The 22,365-nt window shown below is 57.0% G+C and carries 19 protein-coding genes; 7 read left to right on the forward strand and 12 right to left on the reverse strand.

All coding sequences use genetic code 11. The features are described from left to right. Window positions 1–6: 6 nt before the first annotated feature. Window positions 7–939 carry a DUF417 family protein gene (locus tag Q0796_RS07155; protein WP_298441500.1) on the reverse strand — a complete coding sequence of 311 codons (933 nt, stop codon included), beginning with the start codon at window positions 937–939 and terminating at the stop codon, window positions 7–9. 112 nt (window positions 940–1,051) lie between these two features. Further along, entirely contained in the window at window positions 1,052–1,975 is a 924-nt protein-coding gene (lpxL, locus tag Q0796_RS07160; protein WP_298441502.1) for an LpxL/LpxP family Kdo(2)-lipid IV(A) lauroyl/palmitoleoyl acyltransferase, read from the reverse strand. 224 nt (window positions 1,976–2,199) lie between these two features. On the opposite strand from lpxL, the gene hldE reads away from it, so the two are divergent. Continuing rightward, window positions 2,200–3,630, forward strand: coding sequence for a bifunctional D-glycero-beta-D-manno-heptose-7-phosphate kinase/D-glycero-beta-D-manno-heptose 1-phosphate adenylyltransferase HldE (gene hldE / locus Q0796_RS07165; RefSeq protein WP_298441504.1), 1,431 nt, complete (start codon window positions 2,200–2,202; stop codon window positions 3,628–3,630). Between the two features lies 1 nt (window position 3,631). After that, window positions 3,632–4,522: a hypothetical protein gene (locus Q0796_RS07170; RefSeq protein ID WP_298441506.1), complete on the forward strand. Its 891-nt coding sequence runs from the start codon at window positions 3,632–3,634 to the stop codon at window positions 4,520–4,522. Between the two features lie 29 nt (window positions 4,523–4,551). On the opposite strand, the gene Q0796_RS07175 is transcribed toward Q0796_RS07170, so the two are convergent. After that, on the reverse strand, window positions 4,552–7,539 hold the full coding sequence (locus Q0796_RS07175) for a UvrD-helicase domain-containing protein (protein ID WP_298441507.1): 2,988 nt from the start codon (window positions 7,537–7,539) through the stop codon (window positions 4,552–4,554). A 268-nt stretch (window positions 7,540–7,807) separates the two neighbouring features. Between Q0796_RS07175 and Q0796_RS07180 the strand changes: the two genes are divergently transcribed. Both Q0796_RS07180 and Q0796_RS07185 read left to right on the forward strand, forming a co-directional pair. Then, a complete protein-coding gene (locus Q0796_RS07180) occupies window positions 7,808–8,050 on the forward strand; it encodes a hypothetical protein (RefSeq protein WP_298441508.1) in 243 nt (80 codons plus the stop codon). A gap of 11 nt (window positions 8,051–8,061) precedes the next feature. Beyond that, a complete protein-coding gene (locus Q0796_RS07185) occupies window positions 8,062–8,367 on the forward strand; it encodes a hypothetical protein (protein WP_298441510.1) in 306 nt (101 codons plus the stop codon). A 39-nt stretch (window positions 8,368–8,406) separates the two neighbouring features. Here the strand turns inward: Q0796_RS07185 and Q0796_RS07190 are convergent, their stop codons facing one another. The 7 genes from Q0796_RS07190 to Q0796_RS07220 all read right to left on the reverse strand — a co-directional run bounded on the left by Q0796_RS07190 (window position 8,407) and on the right by Q0796_RS07220 (window position 14,813). After that, window positions 8,407–9,063 (reverse strand): LysE family transporter, encoded by a 657-nt coding sequence (locus Q0796_RS07190; protein WP_298441512.1) that lies wholly within the window; start codon window positions 9,061–9,063, stop codon window positions 8,407–8,409. 124 nt (window positions 9,064–9,187) lie between these two features. Continuing rightward, window positions 9,188–11,767 carry an ExeM/NucH family extracellular endonuclease gene (locus Q0796_RS07195; RefSeq protein WP_298441514.1) on the reverse strand — a complete coding sequence of 860 codons (2,580 nt, stop codon included), beginning with the start codon at window positions 11,765–11,767 and terminating at the stop codon, window positions 9,188–9,190. Window positions 11,768–12,165: 398 nt separating this feature from the next. Then, the gene (locus Q0796_RS07200; RefSeq protein WP_298441516.1) at window positions 12,166–12,321 is read right to left on the reverse strand and encodes a hypothetical protein; all 156 of its coding nucleotides are present in this window, start codon (window positions 12,319–12,321) and stop codon (window positions 12,166–12,168) included. An 84-nt stretch (window positions 12,322–12,405) separates the two neighbouring features. Further along, on the reverse strand, window positions 12,406–12,618 hold the full coding sequence (locus Q0796_RS07205; RefSeq protein ID WP_298441517.1) for a hypothetical protein: 213 nt from the start codon (window positions 12,616–12,618) through the stop codon (window positions 12,406–12,408). A gap of 27 nt (window positions 12,619–12,645) precedes the next feature. Next, window positions 12,646–13,104 carry a YaiI/YqxD family protein gene (locus Q0796_RS07210; protein ID WP_298441519.1) on the reverse strand — a complete coding sequence of 153 codons (459 nt, stop codon included), beginning with the start codon at window positions 13,102–13,104 and terminating at the stop codon, window positions 12,646–12,648. Window positions 13,105–13,140: 36 nt separating this feature from the next. Next, a complete protein-coding gene (locus Q0796_RS07215) occupies window positions 13,141–14,022 on the reverse strand; it encodes a bile acid:sodium symporter family protein (RefSeq protein ID WP_298441521.1) in 882 nt (293 codons plus the stop codon). After that, the gene (locus tag Q0796_RS07220) at window positions 14,022–14,813 is read right to left on the reverse strand and encodes a class II aldolase/adducin family protein (RefSeq protein WP_298441522.1); all 792 of its coding nucleotides are present in this window, start codon (window positions 14,811–14,813) and stop codon (window positions 14,022–14,024) included. Before Q0796_RS07220 ends, Q0796_RS07215 begins: the two co-directional genes overlap by 1 nt. 200 nt (window positions 14,814–15,013) lie before the next feature. Here Q0796_RS07220 and Q0796_RS07225 point away from each other — a divergent pair, with 200 nt between their 5' ends. Both Q0796_RS07225 and Q0796_RS07230 read left to right on the forward strand, forming a co-directional pair. Continuing rightward, on the forward strand, window positions 15,014–15,532 hold the full coding sequence (locus tag Q0796_RS07225) for a YgjP-like metallopeptidase domain-containing protein (RefSeq protein WP_298441523.1): 519 nt from the start codon (window positions 15,014–15,016) through the stop codon (window positions 15,530–15,532). Window positions 15,533–15,697: 165 nt separating this feature from the next. Continuing rightward, window positions 15,698–17,944, forward strand: coding sequence for a peptidase U32 family protein (locus tag Q0796_RS07230; protein ID WP_298441524.1), 2,247 nt, complete (start codon window positions 15,698–15,700; stop codon window positions 17,942–17,944). Window positions 17,945–18,344: 400 nt separating this feature from the next. On the opposite strand, the gene hemL is transcribed toward Q0796_RS07230, so the two are convergent. Both hemL and Q0796_RS07240 read right to left on the reverse strand, forming a co-directional pair. After that, window positions 18,345–19,634 carry a glutamate-1-semialdehyde 2,1-aminomutase gene (hemL, locus tag Q0796_RS07235; RefSeq protein ID WP_298441526.1) on the reverse strand — a complete coding sequence of 430 codons (1,290 nt, stop codon included), beginning with the start codon at window positions 19,632–19,634 and terminating at the stop codon, window positions 18,345–18,347. A 246-nt stretch (window positions 19,635–19,880) separates the two neighbouring features. Then, a complete protein-coding gene (locus Q0796_RS07240; protein WP_298441528.1) occupies window positions 19,881–21,551 on the reverse strand; it encodes a chloride channel protein in 1,671 nt (556 codons plus the stop codon). A gap of 60 nt (window positions 21,552–21,611) precedes the next feature. On the opposite strand from Q0796_RS07240, the gene Q0796_RS07245 reads away from it, so the two are divergent. Continuing rightward, window positions 21,612–22,352, forward strand: a complete 741-nt coding sequence (locus Q0796_RS07245; RefSeq protein ID WP_298441529.1) for a DUF6776 family protein — start codon at window positions 21,612–21,614, stop codon at window positions 22,350–22,352. Window positions 22,353–22,365: the final 13 nt, after the last annotated feature.

The raw sequence follows: 22,365 nt of genomic DNA on the forward strand, positions 1-22,365 counted from the left end.
CTGCGCTTAGCTATCGGGTTGGCGCAGCCAGTACCAGAAGCCGATTAAGTTGGCGATGAACCAGAGATCTTTCACCAAAAACTGACCGCCGCTGCTGAGCAAACTGCTGGGGCTGAGGGCACCGCTCCAGCTGAATAGGAAGCTTTGGGTAACCACAAAGACAGCGCCGCTGAGGCCGATGCTAAGCAGCGCCACTTGGGGTTGCCATAAGGTGGCCAGCAACAGTGCCACCGTAAGCAGATCGTACAGGCCAATTAGGTTAGAAGTGGTTTGCAGGCTGAACAGTTGATAGAGCCAACCAAGCAGCGGTGAGCTTTGCACCAGTGCCTCAATCCCTTGGGCTTCCAGCGCGGTAAATTTCATCCCACCAATCCACAGCAGCACTAACAAAACCGGTGTTACGGCGATAATCCGCTGCAATGGCGGGCGCAGATTGGGTTGCAGCAGGGCAATGCCCAGGCTGAGCAGCGCCGCGTATTTGATCACCCCTTGGCCCGCCCCCAGTGCGGGAAAACCGCCCAAGCTATCGATGTACAGGGTTGGCCCCAACAGTGGCAACAGGGCCACGGTGCTGGTGACGATCAACACCCAACCTAAGGCCGATTGCAGTGCGCTGTGGTAGAGCGTGGCCAGTGTGAGCAAGGCGATAACGGTGAAGCCGACCGCCGCAATGGCGTTGGCCGTTGTTGGTGCCATCAGTTGGCTGATGCCGTAAAAATGGGTGCTGTTGCTGATGGCCGAGTGGTGGCCGAGCAGGGCGGTGCTGATGGCCAGTAAGGTGGATGAGATCAGCAACAACAGCAGCATCAGCCGTTGGCTGCTTTGGTGGCTTAAGGCCAACCACGAGGGCGCGCTGGCGGTGGTTGTGCGGGCTACTGCGGGGGTCGCCGCTGCGGCGGTTAAATCGAATGGGATCGGGGTTGATTGAGACTGGGCCATTACTGCTCCGTGGCGGTTTATTCCATTGCAGGGGATAGACCCAGCGGCGGCACAAACGCTTTCAGTCACGGATAAAAAAACCGCCCGAAGGCGGTTGGTGGCAGCGTTGCTGTTAGCGATAAAACTCACTGCGATCGTTGGTATCTGGGCGAGTTTTAAAACGACGGTGCAGCCACATGTACTGCTCTGGTCGCATCCGCACCAGTTTTTCCGTCTCATCATTACCGCGCTGCACATCGGCGTGGTCGTCGCCGGTGGGGAAGTTATCTAATGGCGGCTGAATGGCGATGCGATAGCCGCTGGCATCGGCGCTACGTTCAACAAAAAAGGGCAATACCTTGGCCTTGCCCATCTTGGCGAGCGCGGGCGCGCCTGGGGCGGTTGAGCACTCAATGCCAAAGAAGTTAGTAAAGATCCCACGACCGCCTGCATCTTGGTCTTGGGTATACCAGATGATCTCGCCTTGGCGCAGCGCCTTCACCATCTGCCGGACTTCGGTTTTTTTAATTAGCCCTTTATTAGACTGTAATCGCCCTTGGGTTTGTAAGTATTCAATCAGTGGGTTCTTGTTGGGGCGGTAAACGCCAATGCCGGAAAACGCTTGGCCAAACACCCGCGCACCAGGTTCCAGCATCAGGCAGTGGGCGGCCAGTAGGATCACCCCTTGGCCTTCGGCTTGCACCTGAGTGATGTGCTCTTGGCCTTCAATCTGCATGTGTTGCTGGATGCGTTTATCGCTCCAGAACCAAGCGTTGCCGGTATCAAACAGCGCCATGCCGATCTCATCAAAGTTGTTGTCCAACAACTGCTGCTGTTCGGTGGCGCTTAACTCGGGGTAGCAGCGTTCGATGTTGCGGCGTACGGTTTGCACGCGCTTGGGCTGCAACGCTTTAAACAGTCGCCCAAACCGTTGACCCAAGGTGATTTGGGTGGTGAGTGGCAGCTTAACCAACAGCCGCAGTAGGCCGACACCAAGCCAGGTTAACCAGAACTTGGGCGCCAACAGGCGGCGTTCAAATTGCGCTTCTGTAATCATATCCGACCGAACTGTTGCGATATCCACACTGCGTCATGCAGCAAAGTGGCGCCGACTATAGCGAAAAGCCCCAGCGCCATGCAATTTTGTTGCCTTTGCCCATACGCAGCAACCGCTTGAAGTTTACTCAAATTTGCCCAGTTTCGGGCGCTAAACAAGGATCGTACCCATCAGCGGCTGTGATAAACTGGACCATTACCCAGTTACAGCGAAAGAGAGTGGCGATGAAAGTAGCCCTGTCCGCCTTTGAACAGGCTCAGGTATTGGTGGTTGGCGATGTGATGCTCGACCGTTATTGGATCGGGCCAATTGATCGCATCTCCCCTGAGGCACCGGTGCCGGTTGTTAAAGTTGATCAAACTGAAGACCGCCCTGGTGGTGCCGCCAACGTTGCCTTGAATGTGGCGGCGCTGGGTGGCCAAGCGCAACTGGTGGGCTTGGTTGGCGTGGATGAAGCCGCTGACGTGCTGCGCACCAGCTTAACCAGCAATGGCGTTGAGCCACAACTGGTGGCCGTTGCCGGTAAGCCAACCATCACCAAGCTGCGGGTGTTGTCCCGTAACCAGCAGTTGCTGCGGTTAGACTTTGAACAAGAGTTTGGCTTAGAGGCCGCCGCTCCACTGCGGGCCGCTACCGAGCAGAACCTGTCGCCGCACAAGGTGCTGGTGCTGTCGGATTACGCCAAGGGAGCCTTGATTGAAGTGCAATCGCTGATCCAACTGGCGCGGGCGGCCTCGGTGCCGGTGCTGATCGATCCGAAAGGCGGCAGCTTCGAAAAATACCGTGGTGCAACCTTGCTGACGCCGAACATGTCGGAGTTTGAACAGGTGGTTGGCAAGGTGGCCGACGAAGCGGATCTGGTGGCCAAAGGCTTGGCACTGATCGAACAGTACGAGTTTGAAGCGCTGTTGATCACCCGCTCTGAAAAAGGCATGACCCTACTGCGTCCAGGCCACCCAGAGCTGCACCTGCCTGCGATGGCGCGCGAGGTCTACGATGTGACCGGCGCCGGCGATACCGTTATCTCCACCTTAGCCACGGCACTGTCTTCCGGTGCCGAGCTGGATCAAGCCTGTGCCTTGGCCAACGCTGCTGCTTCGGTGGTGGTGGGCAAACTGGGCACCTCAACCGTATCAGCGGTGGAAGTGGCGTCGATGGTGTCTGACATGCACGACGAGTCCGGTTTCGGTGTGGTCAATGAATCGCAGCTGCAACAAGCGGTAGCGGAAGCCAAAGCCCGCGGCGAAAACGTGGTGATGACCAACGGCTGCTTCGACATTCTGCACGCCGGTCATGTGTCCTACCTCAGCCAAGCGCGTAAGCTGGGCGATCGCCTGATTGTGGCCGTTAACAGCGATGAATCGGTACGCCGCCTGAAAGGCGATGGTCGTCCGGTCAACAGCGTTGATCGCCGCATGGCGGTGCTGGCGGGCTTAGGCGCGGTGGATTGGGTGGTGCCGTTTGGCGAAGACACGCCACAACGGCTGATCGCTCAAACCCTGCCGGATCTGCTGGTGAAGGGCGGCGATTATGAAGTGGACCAGATCGCCGGCCACCGTGAAGTGTTGGATAACGGCGGCGAAGTGAAGATCCTCGGCTTCGAAGACGGCTGTTCCACCACCGCCATCATCAAAACCATCCGCGCGCAGGACTGACATGACGAGCGCAAGGACGCGCCGTCATCAAGCTTACTGGCCAATACGGTTGTTGGTCGGTAAGCCAGCCTTGCTGCGAGTCGCCTTCTTGTTGGTGGCCCTGCTGCCGACCGCCGCAATGGCCATTCCCACCCATCAACTGTGCCGCTTAGATCGGCTGGCGGATTGTCGGCTCAGTGCGCGTTGGCAACAGGTGCTGCAATCCTTGTGGCCAGGGGATCTAAACCAATCGCTGCACCACGCCATTGCCGGTCAAGGTGGGGTCACCCTGCTGGCCGACGAGGATGCGCTGATCCTCCTGAACCCCGAAGGGATCAAACGCAACCATCTGGTGCTGCTGGATGAAACCCTGTACGAACAGCCCAGCCTGCGTAATTACCGCTCGACCTACTATCACGAGCTTGGCCACGTCGCCAGCCGTCATTCCCCGTGGTTAGCCAAAATTCAACCCCGCAATTGGCCCGAGCATTGGCAGCGCGAAGTGTTAGCGGATCTGTATCTGTACTGGCATCTGCTGCGGGAAGGCGCCACCCCATCGGAACTGTGGGCGCAGCTGCACCTGCGTAACATTGGGTTGATGCAAGCCCAGCCCGATTGGCAACACTGGACCACCCCCGTGCTGTACCCATTGCTGCAAGATTTTACGCAGCTGCAACGTTGGTCGCAGCGTCCCTTGGCGCAATTTATTGATGCGGCGCTGGCCGACAACCACTCGTGGCCACTGCACGCGTACCGACGCTTAGGCCAACGTCAGTTTGCGCTCACCGGTTCGAGCGTGGCTCAGCCCTATCTCAGCGCCCCCCAGCGGCAGCAATGGACGGCCATGCTTAGCCCCACCTTACGCTGGCTTGGGGTGGATCTGCCCGCCTATCTGGCGCGCCATCAACTGTAGTCTTGGCGTGCTTAGGCTTTCGCGCACCGCTAAGAGCGGCACCGTTTGGCCTGTTGTAATCGCTGTTGGTAGGCTTCGGTTTTGATGTTCTCGCGGCAGCAATCCTCGGCGTCGCGACGGTAGCGGCTGCAGCCATAAAACGGCTCTTTGCCGGGCTGATTGTTGCGAATTTTCATGGTGCCAATGCCGCAGCGCAGGCACAGAATATCAATTTGGCCACAGTCGCGGTTGACGCAGCGGCGAAACCCCTGGGGCTGGGTTGGCATCGGGCTGCTGCATTCAGGGCAGGCGCGCTCGGTGTGATCGCAGGCGGGCTTAAGGGAACAGACATAAAACACGCTTTGGTATTTGCTGGTTAAGCGTTTCAGTTGCCCCTGCTGGCACTTGGGGCATCGATGTTGCACCAGCGGAGCGCCACTGTGTTCAACCAACTCTTTATTTAGGCGCGCCAGCTCCAGCACAAACGGCGACGGTTTATCGCCATCAAACAGCACATAGACAAAGTGCTTGGCTCGAGTCAGCGCCACATAGAATAGTCGACGTTCTTCGGCAAAGCTGAACTGCTCCGCTTGCGGCAGCACCTGATCGATCAACTCGTCGTGGTTCTTCACCGACGGAAACGCGCCCTGATCCAAGCCAATCACCACCACGTAATCCGCTTCTAAGCCCTTCGACGCGTGGGCGGTTTTGTAACTGACGTTAAGGTTGGGCAGCGAGGCTTGCAGCGGAGTCAACTCTGGCAGTTCACGCATGTTGATGGCGCTGTAACGCCCCACCACCAACACCTGCGCGACTCTGTCGGGTTGATGCTTAGCGGCATGACGGCTAAAGACCGCCAAGGCGCGTTGCAGCGCTTGGGCGTTGGCGGCCAGCTTGTATTGCTGCGGCGTTTGCCCTAACTGCTGCGGCAGCTGCTCGCGCACATTGACCAAGCGCACAGCCGCCGCCTGCACCTGAGTATGGGTGTGGATCTGCTTTTGCAGCTGCTCGGGGTTGGCCATCACAAAGGTGCTCGACAGTTGATGGATGCGGTTGTTGAAGCGATAGCTTTTATCCAGCAGCAACATCTGAGCGGGGCTAAAGGCGTGATCAAAGCGAGTGAAGAAGCGCAGATCCGAGCCATTAAAGCGGTAGATCGCCTGCCAGTCGTCGCCCACCGCAAACAGGCGCATGTTGGGGCGCGATTGCAGCAGCGCATTCAGCAAACGGCCACGGCCGGTGCTGAGATCTTGAAACTCATCCACCAGCACATAACGGTAGCCGTGGTTGAATTGCCGCTGCTGTAGGCGTTCGGTGGCCAGTGCGATCATATCGGCAAAGTCGATCTCCCCTTGCAGCTTCAAGTGGCGCTGATAGGCATCCAGCAGTGGCTCAAACAGGTCAAAGAAGTGGTTAGAGCGGGCGACGTCGTAGCCGCTGTCAGCGTCCAGCTGTTGGCGCAGCTCATCCAGATTGTGCTGACCCTCTTTGTATAACCCCAAAAAGCGGATCACCAAATCACAAAAGCCCCGCCACGGTGAGTGCTGTTGCTGCTGTAATTGTTGCAACGCTTGGGTGGGATCCAGCGGTGCTTTGTGCAATTGATGCTGGCTGAGCAGGCGTTCGAGTTCGGTTTCTAAACTGCCATCACTCAACTGATGGCTGTACAGCTCGGCCAGCTTGGTTTGCTTGTCTTGGTGCAGCTGGCGCTTCCACTCTATCCCTTGCCAATACTGCTGCTGATCCACAAACGGGGCGGTATGGCCCTGCTTATTGATGCCAAAAAACTCAAGATAGAGCTGCGCTTCTGGCAGGTAGAAATCCGGTTTGTATTGGCCGTGCTCAAGGCTGGCGGTGGGGTGTTCATACTTCATCTCATAGCGGTAATCGATGCCCCACAGATAGAGCAAGTTCGCGATCCGCAGCTCGCCGATGCTCTTTACAAACTCCCCCTGCAGGGTGATCAAGCGGCACTTACTGATGAACTCGTGGTAGGCCTCAATGCTGTCGAAATCGAACTGAGTTTTGGCTGGGGTGCTGTAACTGGCAAAGAAAACCAGTAACTGTTGCTGATAGGCGGCGTTGTAGGTGAGCTGGGTTTCCAGTGCTTCTTGCACAAAACGTTGCAGCTGCTCCTCTTGCTCCACCAGCTGGGTTAACGACGCTTTGTGGCCACGGGCGTGGGCGACAATGCGGTTACCAAAGCCGTGAAAGGTGCTGGCGGTAAACTGCTTCGCTAAAGTGGGCAAGCGCTGGGCCAAGCGTTGGTTCATCTCTTCGGCGGCCTTGTTACCAAACGCCAACAGCAAGATCTCCTCGGGCTGAGCTAAGCCTGCCGCCACCAGATACCCCGCTTTGCCCACCAACGTCGAGGTTTTGCCGGTGCCCGCGCCCGCCACAACCAAGTTGTGATCGTCGTTGGTGACGCAGGCTTGGCGTTGGCGTTCGCTCAGCGGCATCTTTTCTACGGTATCGAAGAAGCGTTGGTGCCGTTGCAACAATCGGGGCACCACTTGTTGGTTGTAGTGGTTGCGGCCAAGTTCGGTGATGTTGGCGCTGGATAATTGCTGGGCAAAACGCAGCAATTGCTGCTGGGCAGGATCGCGGAATTGCTCCGGCTGCAGCGCCAACTGCGTCAGCTTCTGCCCCAGCCGCACAACGTTGGCTAAGGGCTGCCATTCACTGGAGGAGAAATAGTGATGCTGTTGTTGGTAGCGTTCGGCCAGTTGCAGCAAGTGTTGCCACTGGGTGGTTTGGGTAATGGCCTGCAACAGGTGCTGCTTGGTATTGCCCACAAATCGCGCCACCGCTTTGCTCTCTAGCCCCCGCAGCAAGTAACGCTCATCGGCCACGGTCAGTTCCAGACTGTCGAACCAGCTGCCGCTGTGCACCGTGAGGGCATCGATCTGCTGCCATTGGATCGAAAACGGGTTGGCACCAATGGTGCCACTGATCGCCGTTGCGCTGATCTGAGCGTGCGCGACACGCTGTGGTAGCAAGCCCCACAGGTGAAAGAGATTGTTGCTTCGGATCTGCATGGCTGCGGGTACGTCGGTGACCAAAAGGAGAGTAGATGGATTTCACCACAATCCGGTCAGTTTCGCTAATCGCACCCGTGCCCATGTTGGCTGGCGCCCACTCCAACGCGGTTTTCCTCGTTGGCCTAACTCTTGCTTTAACAAAATGCCAACATAATGCGCGACGGTGCCAGTCGCTGTTGGTACCTTTTTTCACTCAGCACCATTAACTTGACACTACTGCAGGCGGCTACGATGTTTGGGGTAGAGAGCAACAGGAGGACAACGCATGTCGTTTTGGACAGCCATTGTGATTATCGTGGCGATTTCGGTAACCATGGGCACCATCCCAGAGATCATGAAGCAGCGTAATCGCAGCAAGGCGCAAAGTAAGAACAGCGAGGCGCTGGAAGGGCGGTTACAACAGCTTGAGCAACACAACGCGCAGCTATTAGAGCGGGTCGAAGTGCTAGAGCGGATCGTGACGGACGGCAACTATGAGCTGCAAGAGCAGTTTCGCAAGTTAGGGTAAGGAGACAGCTAATGGATTGGACAGGGATCATCACCATGGTGTGCGTGTTTGGCTTTTTGTCGCTGGCGGTGTGGGTGGATTACCGCAAAGACGCCTTAAAGATCAAAAGCGGCCGCAGCAACCTGTGGGACAAGTGGTTTGGCGTGGGCACCATTACCGGCAGCGACGAGGGGCTCGGTGGTGCAGAACCGGCCATGCATCAAGAGCTGCAGCAGCTGCGGGAGCAAAACCAAAAATTGGCCGAGCGAGTGGAAGTGCTAGAGCGGATCGTCACCGACAGTGGCTTTGAGCTGGATCAGCAGATCCGCAAACTGTAACTGGTGCTTATTGTGGCGGCGTTACCTTGGTTGTTGGCCTTAGCCCAACAGAGTTAACGCCACGCTAAGTAAGATCCCAGCGCCCACCAAGCTAAACAGCCCGCCGCACAGCGCATCAATCCACACCGTTAACCGTTGCAGTTTTTGCTGCATCTTCGCCCCAGTTAACAGGTAGGAAAGCGCCGCAAACCACACAAAAGACAAGCCCCACAAAATGCCAATGGCCGCTCCTTTGCCGCCAACGGACATCTGCACTGGCACCAAGCTGGTGATCAAACTGAGAAAAAACACCAACGCCTTTGGGTTAAGCAAATTAGTGATAAAGCCTTTGATGGTGGCTTGCTTAATGCTGAGGCTTGCGCCGTTGCTGGCCAAGGGGTGCCCTGTGGGCTGCCTTAGCCGAGCGGGAAGGGAACTGAGCGCACTCACGCCCAAATACAGTAAGTAGCCGCCACCGGCCACTTTCAGGGCCACGCCCAGCAGCGGTGCTTGCTGGATCAAAAGCGAGACGCCGCTAATCGCAAACATGGCGTGCAGCAGAATGGCCAACGAGATGCCAAAGGCGATGGCCAACCCCGCTTGGCGGCCATGTCGGCTGGCGGCCTGCACCACTAAGGCAAAATCGGGGCCAGGGCTGGCCAACGCCGCTAAATGCACCAACGCTAAAGTGGCAAGGATCGAGAATTCGTTTATCACGGCTGACTTTTTCTTGGTAAAAGCAGCAGGTTACCCGCGCGGTTTGGCGGATGCAAAAGCGCCATAAATAAAGGCCAGTCAATCGACTGGCCTTTCGCTTACAGGGAGAATGGGCGGTTAGGGGTTAACGGCGACGACGCAGCCCCAACCACGCCAGCAGCATCAGGCCAAGATGGCCTAAAGAACCGCTGTCGCTGTCTTTCTTAGCTTCGGTGTAGTTCAGCGCCACCACCACAGGATCGTGATCCGAGCTCGAGAACAGGTTATCCGATTTGGTGAGCTTGCTGGTGTACTTATCGGCGTACTGGAACTGCGACGATTCCGCCGCATTGATGTGCCAATCTTCAATGGCCACCACGCGCTGAGCCACGCTGCTGTTGCCTAAGGCGTGATCCAAATTACCCAGTTCGCCGTTGTAAACGTAAGAGTAAGTGTCTACCCCGTGCATTTGGGTGTTGAGGTTCACTAAGCCGTAGCCTTGTTCGATGATGCGCGGCTCGGCATCCAAGGTTTCGCCGTTCAAGGTGGTGTGCGCCGCCGTCACAATCACGTGATCGCTGCTGCTGGCGTCGTAATCGGTCAGTACCCGCACCGGATCTTCTAGGCCATAGGCGTTCATGTCGCCCAGCACCAGCACATCGCCTTCAATGTTGCTGATCGCTTTGCCAATCACATCGGCAGCCGAAACGCGGAACTCATTACAGTGGCCCTGCAGATCCAGCGGATCGCTGTCGTCGGCAAACTCCTGCCAATCTTCCAAGCACTCAGAGCCCTTCGACTTCAGATGGTTTACCACCACCGTCAGCGGCTTATCGCCCACCATAAAGGTTTGCCCCAAGCTGTGGCGCTGGTATTTATCGTATTGTGGGCTTTGCTCTAGATCATCGCCTTCGCCACGGCTGGCGGCGGCCGCTGGCGCGTGCTGCTCTGGGGTGGCAATCACAAAGGCCGCCCCTTCCGGTGTTACGGTGGCCGCGCGGTAGATCAGCGCCACGGTGATGGCGTCGCTGCCTAAGAACTTATCTTGGTATTTGTCCTCTGCGGCGATCTCAATGAACTGGTACATCTGCTCATCGGTCATCTCCAGATTGAGGGTATTCACCAGATCTTGAATGGCGGATTTTTCCCCGAAGCCGTTGTTGCCAATCTCCATCAGACCAATGATGTCGGCGTTCATCTCAACAATGGCGTTCACGATCTTGGTGCGCTGCAGCTGGAACTCTTCCAGTGTCTTCGCCCCGCGGCTGGCCATTGGTGCGTCGTCGCCGCCATCGGTGTCGTTAAACAGATTCAATACGTTAAAGCTGCCCACCCGAATGTCGCCTTGGGTCGCAATGGCTGGGGAGTCTGGGCGCTCATCAAGGCGGCTAAAATCGCTGCCATCAATGGTGTTGGTGGCAACCAAACGGTACTCGTTGTAGGCGTAGCCCACCATCCCTTCAAGGCCGGTAAGGGTGTCGCCAATGCGCATAAAGTTCTGCTCTGGATCGAAGTCCGGCAGGTAGCTGATTTGGCCATCGTAGTCTTTGTAGTCGGACTGCACGATTAAGCGGTTGTGGCTGTTGGCGATGGCTTGCGCGGCGGCTGCGTCGCTGCCGGGCTGCAAAATTTGGGTTGGCTTAAACAGCGGCGCTTGGTGCGACAACAGCATCACGTTGCCGTTTTTGCCTTGGTAGCCAAATGAGCCCGTTACCTTCATGTCGCTGTTGCTGTCCAGCACCACCTTCATCCCTTCAACCCGCTCTAGGGCATCCGCTAAGGTTTCGCCATCGCCAATCACCAATGGCGTGGCGGCTGGTGCGGTACCGCTGGCGCCAATTTCGATGCGTGGATCTGCGCTGATGTCGAGCTGAGTCAGGTTGTAGAACTCTTTAACGTAGCCTTGGACGCACACTTCCACCCCAGGCTGGATCTCCGCCGGAGCCTTGGCACCCATGTTGATAAACAGGCCATCAGAGGTGGCATCGTTGCCGTCGCCATCGATGTCTTGCAGGTAGAAGCCCTTAAAGCTGTTGTCGCCACGGGCGCTCACCACCCCTTGAACAAACACCGTTTCGGTGCTGCTGTAGGCGCCATCGGGGATCAATGGGCTGGTTGCGCCTTCGCCTTGAATGGCGGGAATGGTGGTGAACGTGGCTTGGCTGCAATCCAGTGGCTCTGGTGCGGCCACCGCATCCAGATTGCCTAAGCCAGAAAAATCGTCGGTGTTGAGTTCGCTCCAGTCGGTGCTGTCGTACTTGTTGTTGGCGCTTAAGGCATCGGCATTGCGGCGCAAGGTAACGTTCGCGGCCCATTTGTCTGGGGTGGGAATGTCGCCAACCACATCAACGATCTGGTCGTCTTTGATTAAGGCCACCGCATCGCCGCCATTGTGTTGCAGGTTACCGTTGATGAGCGTTGGAATGCCATCGGCCAGCACGATGCCAGTGTCTGCTTTGTTGTTGTTCAGCACCACCAGCAGCTTGCCCGCTGGGATGGTTTGATCGCTCAGATCCACCATCGTTAAAGGCGTTGTGGCACCGTCTTTGTAGCGTACTAATGAGTAACCGGCGAGGCTGACGGCTTCGCTGCCGCTGTTGTACAACTCAATCGCTTTGCGTGAACTGGAGCCTTCAACGTATTCGCTGATCAACAGATCGGCACTGGCAGGCATGGCGGCCATGATGGCCAACGCGAGGGCCGATGGTTTGGCGAAATAATTCATCAACAGATCCTTTTTCTGAATTTCGGTTCAGAGCGAGAATACGATCCGATTGTTTAAGAAAAAGTGAATCCATGTGAAAGAACGATCTCGATCACGCTATCTGTGGTTCGAATGCAATTCAGGTGGCAAAAATCGGCAAAAACACCCGTGGGCCGACATTTTTTCGGTCGCTGGCGGATGCGATGGCGTGGTGGATGGGCTTGAAATGGCACCGGCGGCGTGATGAAAGGAAAATAATTGCTCGAAACTGTGACGTTTTTAGGGCGTTAGCCGCTGTTCATGGCCAAGGGCAAGCAAGCGGCTGAGCGAGTGGCTATGGGGTGCGGCAGGCGCTGCGGCAGATGAGTCGGCAAGGGAGGGAAAATGTGCGCGCTGATTGGACCGGGGCCATGTCGCGGCTAATGGCGCTGGCGAAACAGCCGTCCCAGCCCCAACCAAAAGCCAAATTCGCACAGCAACCCCAGCGTCACCAACAGCAATGCACCCGATTGAATCCCCAAGCTATAGCAGCTTAGGGCGGCAATAAGGAACAACAGTGGGATCAGGTAGCGCATCGGCAACTCCGGTGATAACAAAGCAGTGTTACCACCCTAGGGGCTGGCCGAAACGCAGGCCAATCCAGTTTGTAACAGCCGATGTCAGTAGCGGATCTTGTCGCAACTGCAGCCGATGCTGCCATCGCGTTGTTGCCATTGCTGATAATCAGCCGCATCGCACTGGCGTTTCAAAGTGATGCATTGGCCAGCGGAAAGCTCCACCTCGCTGGCACTGTTATTTTTGATCGCGTTTTTGGCGATGCTGCTGCAGCCGCTCAGCGCCAATATAGCAATTAGCAGGGCTATTGGTTTCATGGTCACACTCCTTGTGTTGAATCGCTATTAACGTAATGAACGCGCCCGTTTGGCCAGCCAACGATCCAGTTCACCGGCAAAGGCTTTGCGATCTTGGGCACTCAGCGCCGGTGGCCCACCGGTTTGTACCCCACTGGCGCGCATGGTGTCCATAAAATCGCGCATGTTCAGCCGCTGGCGGATGTTGCTGGCGCTGTACATCTCGCCACGGGGGTTAAGCGCTAGCGCCTTTTTGTCGATCACTTCCGCCGCTAACGGGATGTCGGCGGTGATCACCAGATCGTTGGCTTGCACCTGCTGCACAATCCAGTTGTCGGCCACATCAAAGCCGCTGCTGACTTGGCGAAACTGAATGTAAGGCGATGGCGGTACGCGCAGCGGGTGGTTGGCGATCAAGGTGGTGGGGGTGGCGGTGCGATCCGCGGCTTTAAATAGGATCTCTTTGATCACCGCCGGACAGGCGTCGGCGTCTACCCAGATGTTCATGGCGCTTCCGATAAAGGGGACGAAAGCGCCAGTGTATCAGCTTGATGGCATAACGGCTGCCTTGGCTTGGCCACGGCGGCGCCAGCCAATGGCCAAGGCGGCACCCAGATACATCACCAAGCCATAAACGCCTGCGGTAATGGCGTAGTCGGGGTGGCCTAAGAAGGTGATGGCGATCAGCATCGACAAGGTGGTGTTCTGCACGCCCACTTCAATCACCACGGTGGTGGTGTCGTTGCCATTGAGCCGAAACAGATAACTGAGCAGATAACCCAGCCCCAGCCCCAGCAGATTGAACGCCAAACACGCCAGCAACAGCTGATCGAACATGCGGATCAACATCTGCCACTCTTGAATGGTGATGGCGATAACCAGCAGCACCAGCACCAACACCGAAAACCAACGAAACAGCGGTTCAGTGCGCTTGGCCCACTGCGGCGCAACATGATTTACCCCCATGCCGATGGCCACCGGCAGCAACGAAATCGTGAACAAGCCCGCCGCCGTTGCCGCCAGTGAAAACTCAACCGCGTCGCGGCTGGCAAACCACTGCAGCGTTAGCCCCACCAGCAGCGGCGCGGTTAACACGCAAATTAAGTTGCTGAGCGCGGTTAACGACACGCTTAGGGCTAAGTTGGCGCGGGCTAAGTGACACAGCAAATTAGAAGTGGTGCCACCGGGGCAGATCGCCACCAGCATCAACCCCACCGCCAGCTCGGTCGAGAGGTTAAATGCGCTGATCACCAACAGCGCCAGCAGCGGCAACCCCAGCACTTGCCCCAGCAGCCCCGCCGCCACCGATTGCGGCAGTTGCAGCAAGCGGGTGAAATCTTGGCGGCGCAGGGTTAAGCCCATGCCAAACATGATTAAGGCCAACGCCAGCGGCAGCAGCACCTGAGTTAAGACTGTGCCCTGCATCAGTCGAGGAAGCTTGAGTCTTGCGCCAGCAGCTTCTGATACAGCGGCTGGAAGTTACCCCACAGCACCAGATCCGAGGCGGTGATCTGCTTGGCCTGACGAGCCACTTCGGGGTGGATCAGCTTCAGTTCCCCGGCGGCTTGCGCCAGCAACTGGCTGTGGCAACAGCTGTCCATGGTGATGAAGCTGGCACAGGCGGCGTCCACGCTGCTGCCAACGGTTAACAGGCCATGGTTTTGCAGCACCGCAGCGATGTTGTCGCCCAGCGCATTGGCGATGCGTTGGCCCTCATCCAGTTCCATCACCACGCCGCCAAAATCGTCGTAGATGGCGTGATTTTCAAAGAACATGCAGGCGTCTTGGCTGATCGGCAGCAGTGGCTGGCCAAGGGCCGCAAAGGCGCGGCCGTAACGGCTATGAGAGTGCGCCACCGCCTTAATGTTGGGGTGGGATTGATGCACGCGGGAATGAATGGCAAAGGCCGCTTTATTGACCATCGCATCGCCCTCGACCACATTACCGTGGTGATCCACCCGCACCAGATCCGAGGCGCAGATCAGCGCAAAGTGCACCGCCAAGGGGTTAACCCAAAAGGTGTCTGGCTCCACCGCATCGCGCACGGTAATGTGGCCAGCCAAACCTTCGTCAAAGCCGTACAGGGCAAAGGCGCGAAAGGCGGCGGCCAGACGCTGTTTATCGTGTTGGCGCTGTTGCCGTGGATCGGCAAATTGCGGCGGCGCCAGTGTGGCCCCGCTGCCGATGGTCAATGAATCGAGGTGAGCTTGAGTCATGGCGGATCCTTGCAGACAAAATAGGGGCGCGGCTGCGAATGCAAACGCGACTGATTTTTATACTACGGCGGCAATGGATGAATGCAAATGACCGATATGCATGGGCAAGTCTGACTGTGCTTCAGGGATCGACCCGCAACAGAGGCAGCGCCGGTTGAGGCTGGTATCATAGAAGTCGCCGTTTAACCGATGAGAGTGTTATGACCCCACTGAAGTACCTCAGCCATTATCCCGACAGCCTGCAACAGCAAGTGCAGCAACTGCTGCGCGAGCGACGCCTTGGCGAATGGTTGCGGCGCAATTACAGCAAGCCCCATCAGATCACCAGCGATGGGGCGCTGCGGGAATACATCATGGCGATGAAGCAGCAATACATGAAGAAGTCGGGGCCACTGGCGAAGATCCAATACGATGGCAAACTGCACATTGTGCATAACGCCTTAGGCACTCACACCACGGTGCGACGGGTGCAGGGCAGCAAGCTGAAAAGCAAAAATGAGATCCGCATTGGCAGCTTGTTTAAGCAAGCCCCCGAGCCAATGCTGCGGATGATCGCGGTGCACGAATTGGCGCACCTGAAAGAGAAACAACACGACAAAAACTTCTACGCCCTGTGTGAGCACATGCTGCCGCAATACCACCAGTTAGAACTGGCCACCCGCATGTGGCTTACCGAGCTGGAACGGCATGGGAACCCATTCTTAACAACCGATAAGTAACCCCATTGCGCCATTGTCGCCGCCGTGCCGAAATAAAGCTGAAGTTAAAAATTTAGATAAAACAGAGTTTTATTTTTTAGGTTGATGAAGTTGCGAGTGGGGCGATATACAAGCTGTTAACCAATCTCTACAATGCGCCGCCGTGGTGAAATTGAGGTGTAGCGCATGAGTAAACGGTTTGAATTATTGGCCCCCGGTGGCGATCTAGAGTCGATCAAAGCGGCCATCGCTGCTGGCGCTGATGCCGTTTATTGTGGCTTGGATAAATTCAACGCCCGCAACCGTGCCGACAACCTCGATTGGGATGCCCTAAATGGGGTGATCCGCTTAGCCCATCGGCATCAGTGTAAAATCTTCCTAACCCTGAACGTGATCATGCTGCCTGGTGAGTTCCCGCAACTGTGGAAGCTGCTGAACTTGCTGCAAAACAGCGACGTAGATGGGGTGATTGTGCAAGACATCGGCCTGTTCGGCTTGGTGCAGCAATACTTCCCCAGCTTGGATGTGCACGCCTCAACCCAAGCCAACACCCACAACCGCGGCCAAATCGACTTTTTGCGCCAGTTTGGGGTAAGCCGAGTTAACCTTTCGCGGGAACTGAGCTTGGCCGAGATCAAGCCGCTGGCCAGCTACGGTGCCCGGCATGGGGTGCAGATGGAAGTGTTTGTGCACGGCTCCTACTGCATCGGTTTCTCTGGCCTGTGTTACATCAGCTCGGAACACAACGGCTCCTCGGGCAACCGTGGCCGTTGCAGCCAACCCTGTCGCGATCAGTATCAAGCCAGCGATCAAGGTTACGACTTCCCGCTGAACATGAAAGACAACAGCGCCTTTGCCGAAATGGCGGCGCTGGCTGACGCCGGGGTGTATTCCCTTAAAGTGGAAGGGCGGATCAAAAAATCCCATTACGTTTACACCGTGGTGGATCAGTGGCGGGATCAAATCGACAACTACTGCCAAGGCAAGCCACTGGCCGACAGCAGCGAGCTGCTCTACACCGTGTTTAACCGCGATTTCAGTGCCGGTTACCTGCATGGCAACATCAACCAATCGATGTACATCGACAACCCGCGGGATCACAGCGCCAGCCACTTTGCGGCCGCCGCCAACGCCACCGAACTGGGCGAAATCAAAGCGGTGAAACAGCGTTTGTACGATGTCAAAACCAACATCATCAACCACGTGGCAGCCCAGATCGCGCCAATGGACATCAGTAAGCGCCCGCTTACCCTCAGCCTGCATGGCCAGTTGGGGCAACCGCTCACCATGACGTTGATCGTCGGCAGTGGCCATCGGGCGCAGGTGCACCATGTACAGTCCAGCTCGGTGTTGAAGCAGGGGCAAAAGCACCGCTTTGACGAAGCAACCTTAGCCCCCATGGTCAAACCGCTGAACGACGCCAACCATCAGTTGCAGCCGCTGCAACTGCAGGGCTTAGCCGATGGCGCAGTGGTGCCCTTTGCCGAGTTAACCCAGCTGCGGCAGCAACTGTTGCAAGCACTGCATGGCGAAAACACCATACACCCAGCGGTGGCGCTGCCAGCCGCCCCGGCGGTCGAAACCCACCAAGGAGAGCGCACCTTGGCGGTCTTGATCAATCGTCGCCCTAGCCCAGAGCTGCTGCAACAACCGGTCGAGCTGTACTACCAGCTGCCAGAGGCGCTGCACGCCCACTGCCACGAGATGATCGAACTGCTGCGCGCCGAGCCCAAGTTACTGCCTTACTTCCCCGCCATCTTGATTGGCCGTGATTTCGAGGCCGCCGAGCGGCTGCTGCACGAGCTGCGGCCCCCGCGGTTAATCACCAATAACTCGGGCATTGCCGCGTTAGCCCAGCAGCTGGGGTTGGCGTGGGTGGCGGGGCCGCAATTTAACCTCAGCAACGGTTACGGCTTTGAGGTACTGCATCGCCTTGGTTGTGTGGGTGGGTTTATGTCGAACGAACTGAACCAGCGCCAGTTAAAAGGCATTGGTGCGCCAGCGGGCATGGCGCTGTATTACAGCCTGTATCATCCGCAAGCCCTGCTCACCAGTCGCCAATGTTTGTTGCAGCAAACCAGCGGCTGTCGCAAAGATCGGGTCACCCCAAGTTGCCTGCCTAAGTGCGATAAGCGCGCCAGTCTGATCAACTTAAAAGGGCGCAGCTACGTGATTGATAAGCAGCGCGGCGATCACAACGTGGTGTACGCCAATCAGAACTTTTTGAATGTGGCGGCGGTGGCGGATCTGCGTCAACTCAGCCACGGCTTTATCGATCTGCGCTTAATTCAAACCGAGACCTCGGTGCCGATGGACGACGCCGAGCTGGTGGCGGATTTCTTAGGGTTAATGGCCCAAGCCGAAGGCGCCGCCGAGCAGTTGCAACAGCAGCTGACCCCATGCAGCAATCGCCAATACCGCAAAGGGTTGTAGGGCAGCAGCCACTGCTAACGCTGATCGCGACGACGGTTCTGAGCCGTGGCCTGATCAGGGGCTCGCTGTTGGCGAAATAAATAGGCTACGCCGCAGCTGCTCTACGGCCGCATCACAGCGTTGAGCGATGTACTGCAAATGAGGTTGAGCAACAGGATGTTGCGAATGCATCGCTAAGCCAAGGATGGCGCATCGATGCCGTGCCGAATGGCGCAGTGCAAGGAGCGAAAGTTGAGCTGTGCTAAGGCGAAGGGGATTCCAAAGGGGATTTATCCCCTGTGGGTGCCGTCGCCACTGCGACATACCCCAGCAAAGCAATAAACCAACGGCAGCAGCCACTGCACTACAGCCATAAAAAAACGGCGCTCAATGAGCGCCGTTTTTTGGATCAACGTAGCCGTTACAGCTTGGCGATGTTCGCCAGAACTCGATCGGCGGCATCGATGGTGGCATCGATGTCTGCGTCAGAGTGTGCCATCGACAGGAAGCCCGCTTCAAACGCAGACGGCGCCAAGTTGATGCCTTCATTCAGCATGCCGTGGAAGAACGCTTTGAAGTGATCCATGTTGCACGCCGAAACCTGCTCAAAGGTGGTTACCTTCGCTGCGCTGGTGAAGAACAAGCCGAACATGCCGCCAACGGTGTTGGTGGTCATCGGTACGCCGTTCTTATCCGCAACCGCTTGAATGCCGTTAACCAGCTTTTCGGTTTTGGCGGTCAGCTCGGCGTAAATGCCGTCTTGTTGCAGCAGCTTCAGCTGGGCTTGGCCCGCCGCCATGGCTACAGGGTTACCAGACAAAGTACCCGCTTGGTATACCGGGCCGTTTGGCGCCAAGAAGTCCATCACATCGCGACGACCACCAAAGGCACCCACAGGCATGCCACCGCCAATCACTTTGCCTAAGCAAACCAGATCAGGGTTAACGCCGTAGTGGCCGTGGGCACCGGTTAGGGATACGCGGAAGCCGGTCATCACTTCGTCGATGATCAGCAGCGCGCCGTGCTCGTCACACAGTGCGCGCAGACCTTCTAAGAAGCCTGGGATGGGTGGGATGCAGTTCATGTTGCCCGCAACCGGTTCCAGAATGATCGCGGCAATCTCGCCTGGGTTGGAATCAAACAGCGCCTTAACCGAATCCAACTTGTTGTAGTCGGCGGTGAGGGTGTGCTTAGCGAAATCGGCCGGTACGCCTGGCGAGGTTGGCTCGCCAAAGGTCAGCATGCCAGAGCCGGCTTTCACCAGCAGGCAATCGGCGTGGCCGTGGTAGCACCCTTCAAATTTGATGAACTTGTCGCGGCCAGTGAAGCCACGCGCCAAGCGCAGCGCCGACATGGTGGCTTCGGTGCCCGAGTTCACCATCCGTACTTGGTCAACGCACGGCAGGATCTCCGAGACCAGCTCAGCCATCTCTACTTCGCTTGCGGTTGGCGCACCGAAGGATAAGCCTTTCTCAACCGCTTGCAGTACCGCATCGCGGATTGCTGGGTGGTTGTGGCCCAAGATCATTGGCCCCCAAGAACCGACGTAATCGATGTACTGTTTGCCGTCTACGTCAAACAGGTAAGCGCCATCGGCACGGTCGATAAATACTGGGGTACCGCCCACGCCTTTAAATGCACGTACAGGGGAGTTTACGCCACCAGGAATGGTCTGCTGGGCTTGTTCAAATAGGGTTTCAGAGCGGTTCATGGTTCTCCATACCTTCGGTCTATGACTGGCGGGGCAGGCCCAAACCAGCGGCTTCAATGGGAGGGCGACTTAAGCGCGCCACAATTGCCTATACGTTAGCACAGCGCCATCAAGGCGCTGCCCACCTCGTTACCGCAGCAACGAAATTAAAATTGGGTAAAAATTGGCGCTGGCAGAGTGTCATTTTGTGACCTTGCCGCGCAAGCGCCATGATCACAGCTTGCTGATTTACTGGACACAAAGCACTTAACTGGTGCCGTAGCGGGCAAAATTATGCAGTTTCGACCAACTGATTAAGCCAATTGGGCAGCTTGGATCGCCATGGTAGATGTACACCATGCCTTGGCGACTGGGCGACAGCAGCAGGTAAACCTCGGCCAAGGTGGCGTTATCGGGCAAGCCGCTGAGTTCCGTGCACGCCAGCGGATTGTTGTCGGCGTCGGTAAAGTCGCTGTGCAGCGACACCAACTGCTGCCCCTGTTCGCTGGGGATCAACAGGTGGCTGCCGGCGGCGGTTTTGATTAGCTCCAGCTGCTGGGCTGCGTTTAAGTCGGCACGGCCACAGATCAGATCGGTGTGCATCAGCGCCAGCACCCCAGTTTTACTGAGATCCTGCTCAATCGGCGGCACTCGGTAGCCCAAGCCCATGATGTCCAATTGGCGTAAGAAGATCGGCTTGGCGCCCAACCCAAGGTGCGCCAACAGGAACGCCGGAATGGTCACCAGCAAAAACGGCAGGATCACCGTGGCGTTGTTGGTCAGCTCCACCAACGCCAACAAACCGGCGATGGGGGCGTTTAAACACACCGCCATCATCGCGGTCATGCTGATGGCGGTGTACAGGCTGAGGTACTGTTCTACTTGTGGCAACAACGGGGTAAACAGCAAACACATGGTGCCGCCAAGCAGGGCACCGATGCCGTACATTGGCCCAATTAAGCCGCCCGGAATGCCAAGGCCGATGGCGGCAATGGTTAGCACAATTTTGGCGATCAGCAGCGAAGCCAGCAGCATTAACCCGGTGTCGGCCAAGTGCGACAGCGCCACCACCGAGTGTTCGCCCCCAAGCGCTTGCGGGATCAACAGGCCCACGGCCGCGGTGATGATCCCTGCCGCCACAATGCGTTGCCACTGGGGCAGGTGGTGGCTCATCGAATTGGTGCGGATCAACGCGTGGTGGAAAAACGCCGCCACCAACCCCAGCACCAAACCAAAGCCCACCAAGGTTGGGTACAGTTCAAGCGGCATCTGCGGCAGCTCTAAGCTGGCGTACAGATGCACATCGCCAAAGGCGATGCGGCTGCTGACCGAAGCCGTCACAGCGGCAATGGTGATCGGCAAAAAGTAGTGCACCTTGTATTCCCGCAGCACCACTTCCAACACAAAAATAACCCCCGCCAATGGGGTGTTAAAAATGGCCGAGATCCCCGCCGCAACGCCGCAACAAGAGAGGATCTTCATGGTGTTATCGGGCAGCGACCACCACCGAGTTACCATGGTGGCGGCACTGGCGCCAATGTGCACCGCTGGGCCTTCGCGGCCCACCGAGAAGCCACTGACCAGCGCCAATACGGCGGTAATAAATTGGTTAATGCCAGAGCCTAAGGGGATGCGGCCATAGTGTTTTTGGATCCGATGGATCACAAAGGCGATGCCGGTGCGGCGATAGTGGCGCTTGCTGAAATGCATTAAGGCGGCAATGGTGATGGCGCCACCAATGGGCAGTGCCACTCGCATCCATTGCGGTTGCTGGGTAAAATCCTCCGCCGCAAACCATAACAGCGATTGCAGCGACGCCACCGTTAGCTGAAACGCGATAATAAGTACGCTGGCAACCACCCCAACCAACAGCCCCAATAAACAGAGCTGTACACTAAGGCGAGCGGACGCGAGTCGGAACTTATAATCGGCAATCATGTCTTTGAGTAAGCGGACTTTATTGGCCTGAGTTTATCATAGAGAAGCCCTGATCAGATGATGCAATATTGGAAACACCGCTGGCACGCGCTGCTGGCATTTTGGCAACGACTGTACCCAAGTGGGCCGTTGTTGTTGCTGTTGGCGCTGCTGTTTATTGGGCTTGGCGCGGCCATCCTCAGCCCCGTGCTGTACAGCCAGCAGCAACAACTGGCGCAGGCGCAGCAGCTGCAACAACAGCTGCAACAGCAACAGTTGCAGGCGGATCAGCAGCGGGTCACGCTGCAGTTAGAACTGAAACTCGAACAGCAAAGCCAGCACGAAACCCAAGCGGCACTGGTGCGGCAGCGGCAGCAACTGGACGATGTGCAAACCGAGCTGGCGTTCTACCGCAACATCATGGCGCCAGAACAAGAGGTGGATGGGGTTGTCGTGCACGATCTGGTGTTGGATGAAACCAACACCCCGCGCCGCTTTCGCTACCAACTGGTGTTAACTCAGCAACAGCTGCGTAAGCGGTACGGCAAAGGCAGCGTGAGCGTGCAGCTTGAAGGCACGCAAGCGGGCAAAGCCCAGCGTTTAAGCCTGCTGGCACTGGGCGGCGACAGCGCCAAGTTCGACTACTCTTTCCGTTACTTTCAGCAATTTGACGGCGAAATCAGCGTGCCGGAAAACTTTATTCCAGAGCGGGTGCTGATAACGTTAAAGAGCCGTGGAAAAGGCGGTAACAGCGAGACGTTGTTCCCATTTTCACAACTGGTTAGCGCCGATACCCTCCGTAAACTACAGGGTAAAACTTGAACGGATTAGTCAG

Origin of the sequence: uncultured Ferrimonas sp. (assembly GCF_947489035.1) — a bacterium.
Lineage (GTDB): Bacteria > Pseudomonadota > Gammaproteobacteria > Enterobacterales > Shewanellaceae > Ferrimonas.

Bases quoted from the DNA above. Each gene is read 5' to 3' on its own strand.
- Q0796_RS07155 (WP_298441500.1), bottom strand. From the start codon at position 939: ATGGCCCAGTCTCAATCAACCCCGATCCCATTCGATTTAACCGCCGCA.
- lpxL (WP_298441502.1), bottom strand. From the start codon at position 1,975: ATGATTACAGAAGCGCAATTTGAACGCCGCCTGTTGGCGCCCAAGTTC.
- hldE (WP_298441504.1), top strand. From the start codon at position 2,200: ATGAAAGTAGCCCTGTCCGCCTTTGAACAGGCTCAGGTATTGGTGGTT.
- Q0796_RS07170 (WP_298441506.1), top strand. From the start codon at position 3,632: ATGACGAGCGCAAGGACGCGCCGTCATCAAGCTTACTGGCCAATACGG.
- Q0796_RS07175 (WP_298441507.1), bottom strand. From the start codon at position 7,539: ATGCAGATCCGAAGCAACAATCTCTTTCACCTGTGGGGCTTGCTACCA.
- Q0796_RS07180 (WP_298441508.1), top strand. From the start codon at position 7,808: ATGTCGTTTTGGACAGCCATTGTGATTATCGTGGCGATTTCGGTAACC.
- Q0796_RS07185 (WP_298441510.1), top strand. From the start codon at position 8,062: ATGGATTGGACAGGGATCATCACCATGGTGTGCGTGTTTGGCTTTTTG.
- Q0796_RS07195 (WP_298441514.1), bottom strand. From the start codon at position 11,767: ATGAATTATTTCGCCAAACCATCGGCCCTCGCGTTGGCCATCATGGCC.
- Q0796_RS07200 (WP_298441516.1), bottom strand. From the start codon at position 12,321: ATGCGCTACCTGATCCCACTGTTGTTCCTTATTGCCGCCCTAAGCTGC.
- Q0796_RS07205 (WP_298441517.1), bottom strand. From the start codon at position 12,618: ATGAAACCAATAGCCCTGCTAATTGCTATATTGGCGCTGAGCGGCTGC.
- Q0796_RS07210 (WP_298441519.1), bottom strand. From the start codon at position 13,104: ATGAACATCTGGGTAGACGCCGACGCCTGTCCGGCGGTGATCAAAGAG.
- Q0796_RS07215 (WP_298441521.1), bottom strand. From the start codon at position 14,022: ATGCAGGGCACAGTCTTAACTCAGGTGCTGCTGCCGCTGGCGTTGGCC.
- Q0796_RS07220 (WP_298441522.1), bottom strand. From the start codon at position 14,813: ATGACTCAAGCTCACCTCGATTCATTGACCATCGGCAGCGGGGCCACA.
- Q0796_RS07225 (WP_298441523.1), top strand. From the start codon at position 15,014: ATGACCCCACTGAAGTACCTCAGCCATTATCCCGACAGCCTGCAACAG.
- Q0796_RS07230 (WP_298441524.1), top strand. From the start codon at position 15,698: ATGAGTAAACGGTTTGAATTATTGGCCCCCGGTGGCGATCTAGAGTCG.
- hemL (WP_298441526.1), bottom strand. From the start codon at position 19,634: ATGAACCGCTCTGAAACCCTATTTGAACAAGCCCAGCAGACCATTCCT.
- Q0796_RS07240 (WP_298441528.1), bottom strand. From the start codon at position 21,551: ATGATTGCCGATTATAAGTTCCGACTCGCGTCCGCTCGCCTTAGTGTA.
- Q0796_RS07245 (WP_298441529.1), top strand. From the start codon at position 21,612: ATGCAATATTGGAAACACCGCTGGCACGCGCTGCTGGCATTTTGGCAA.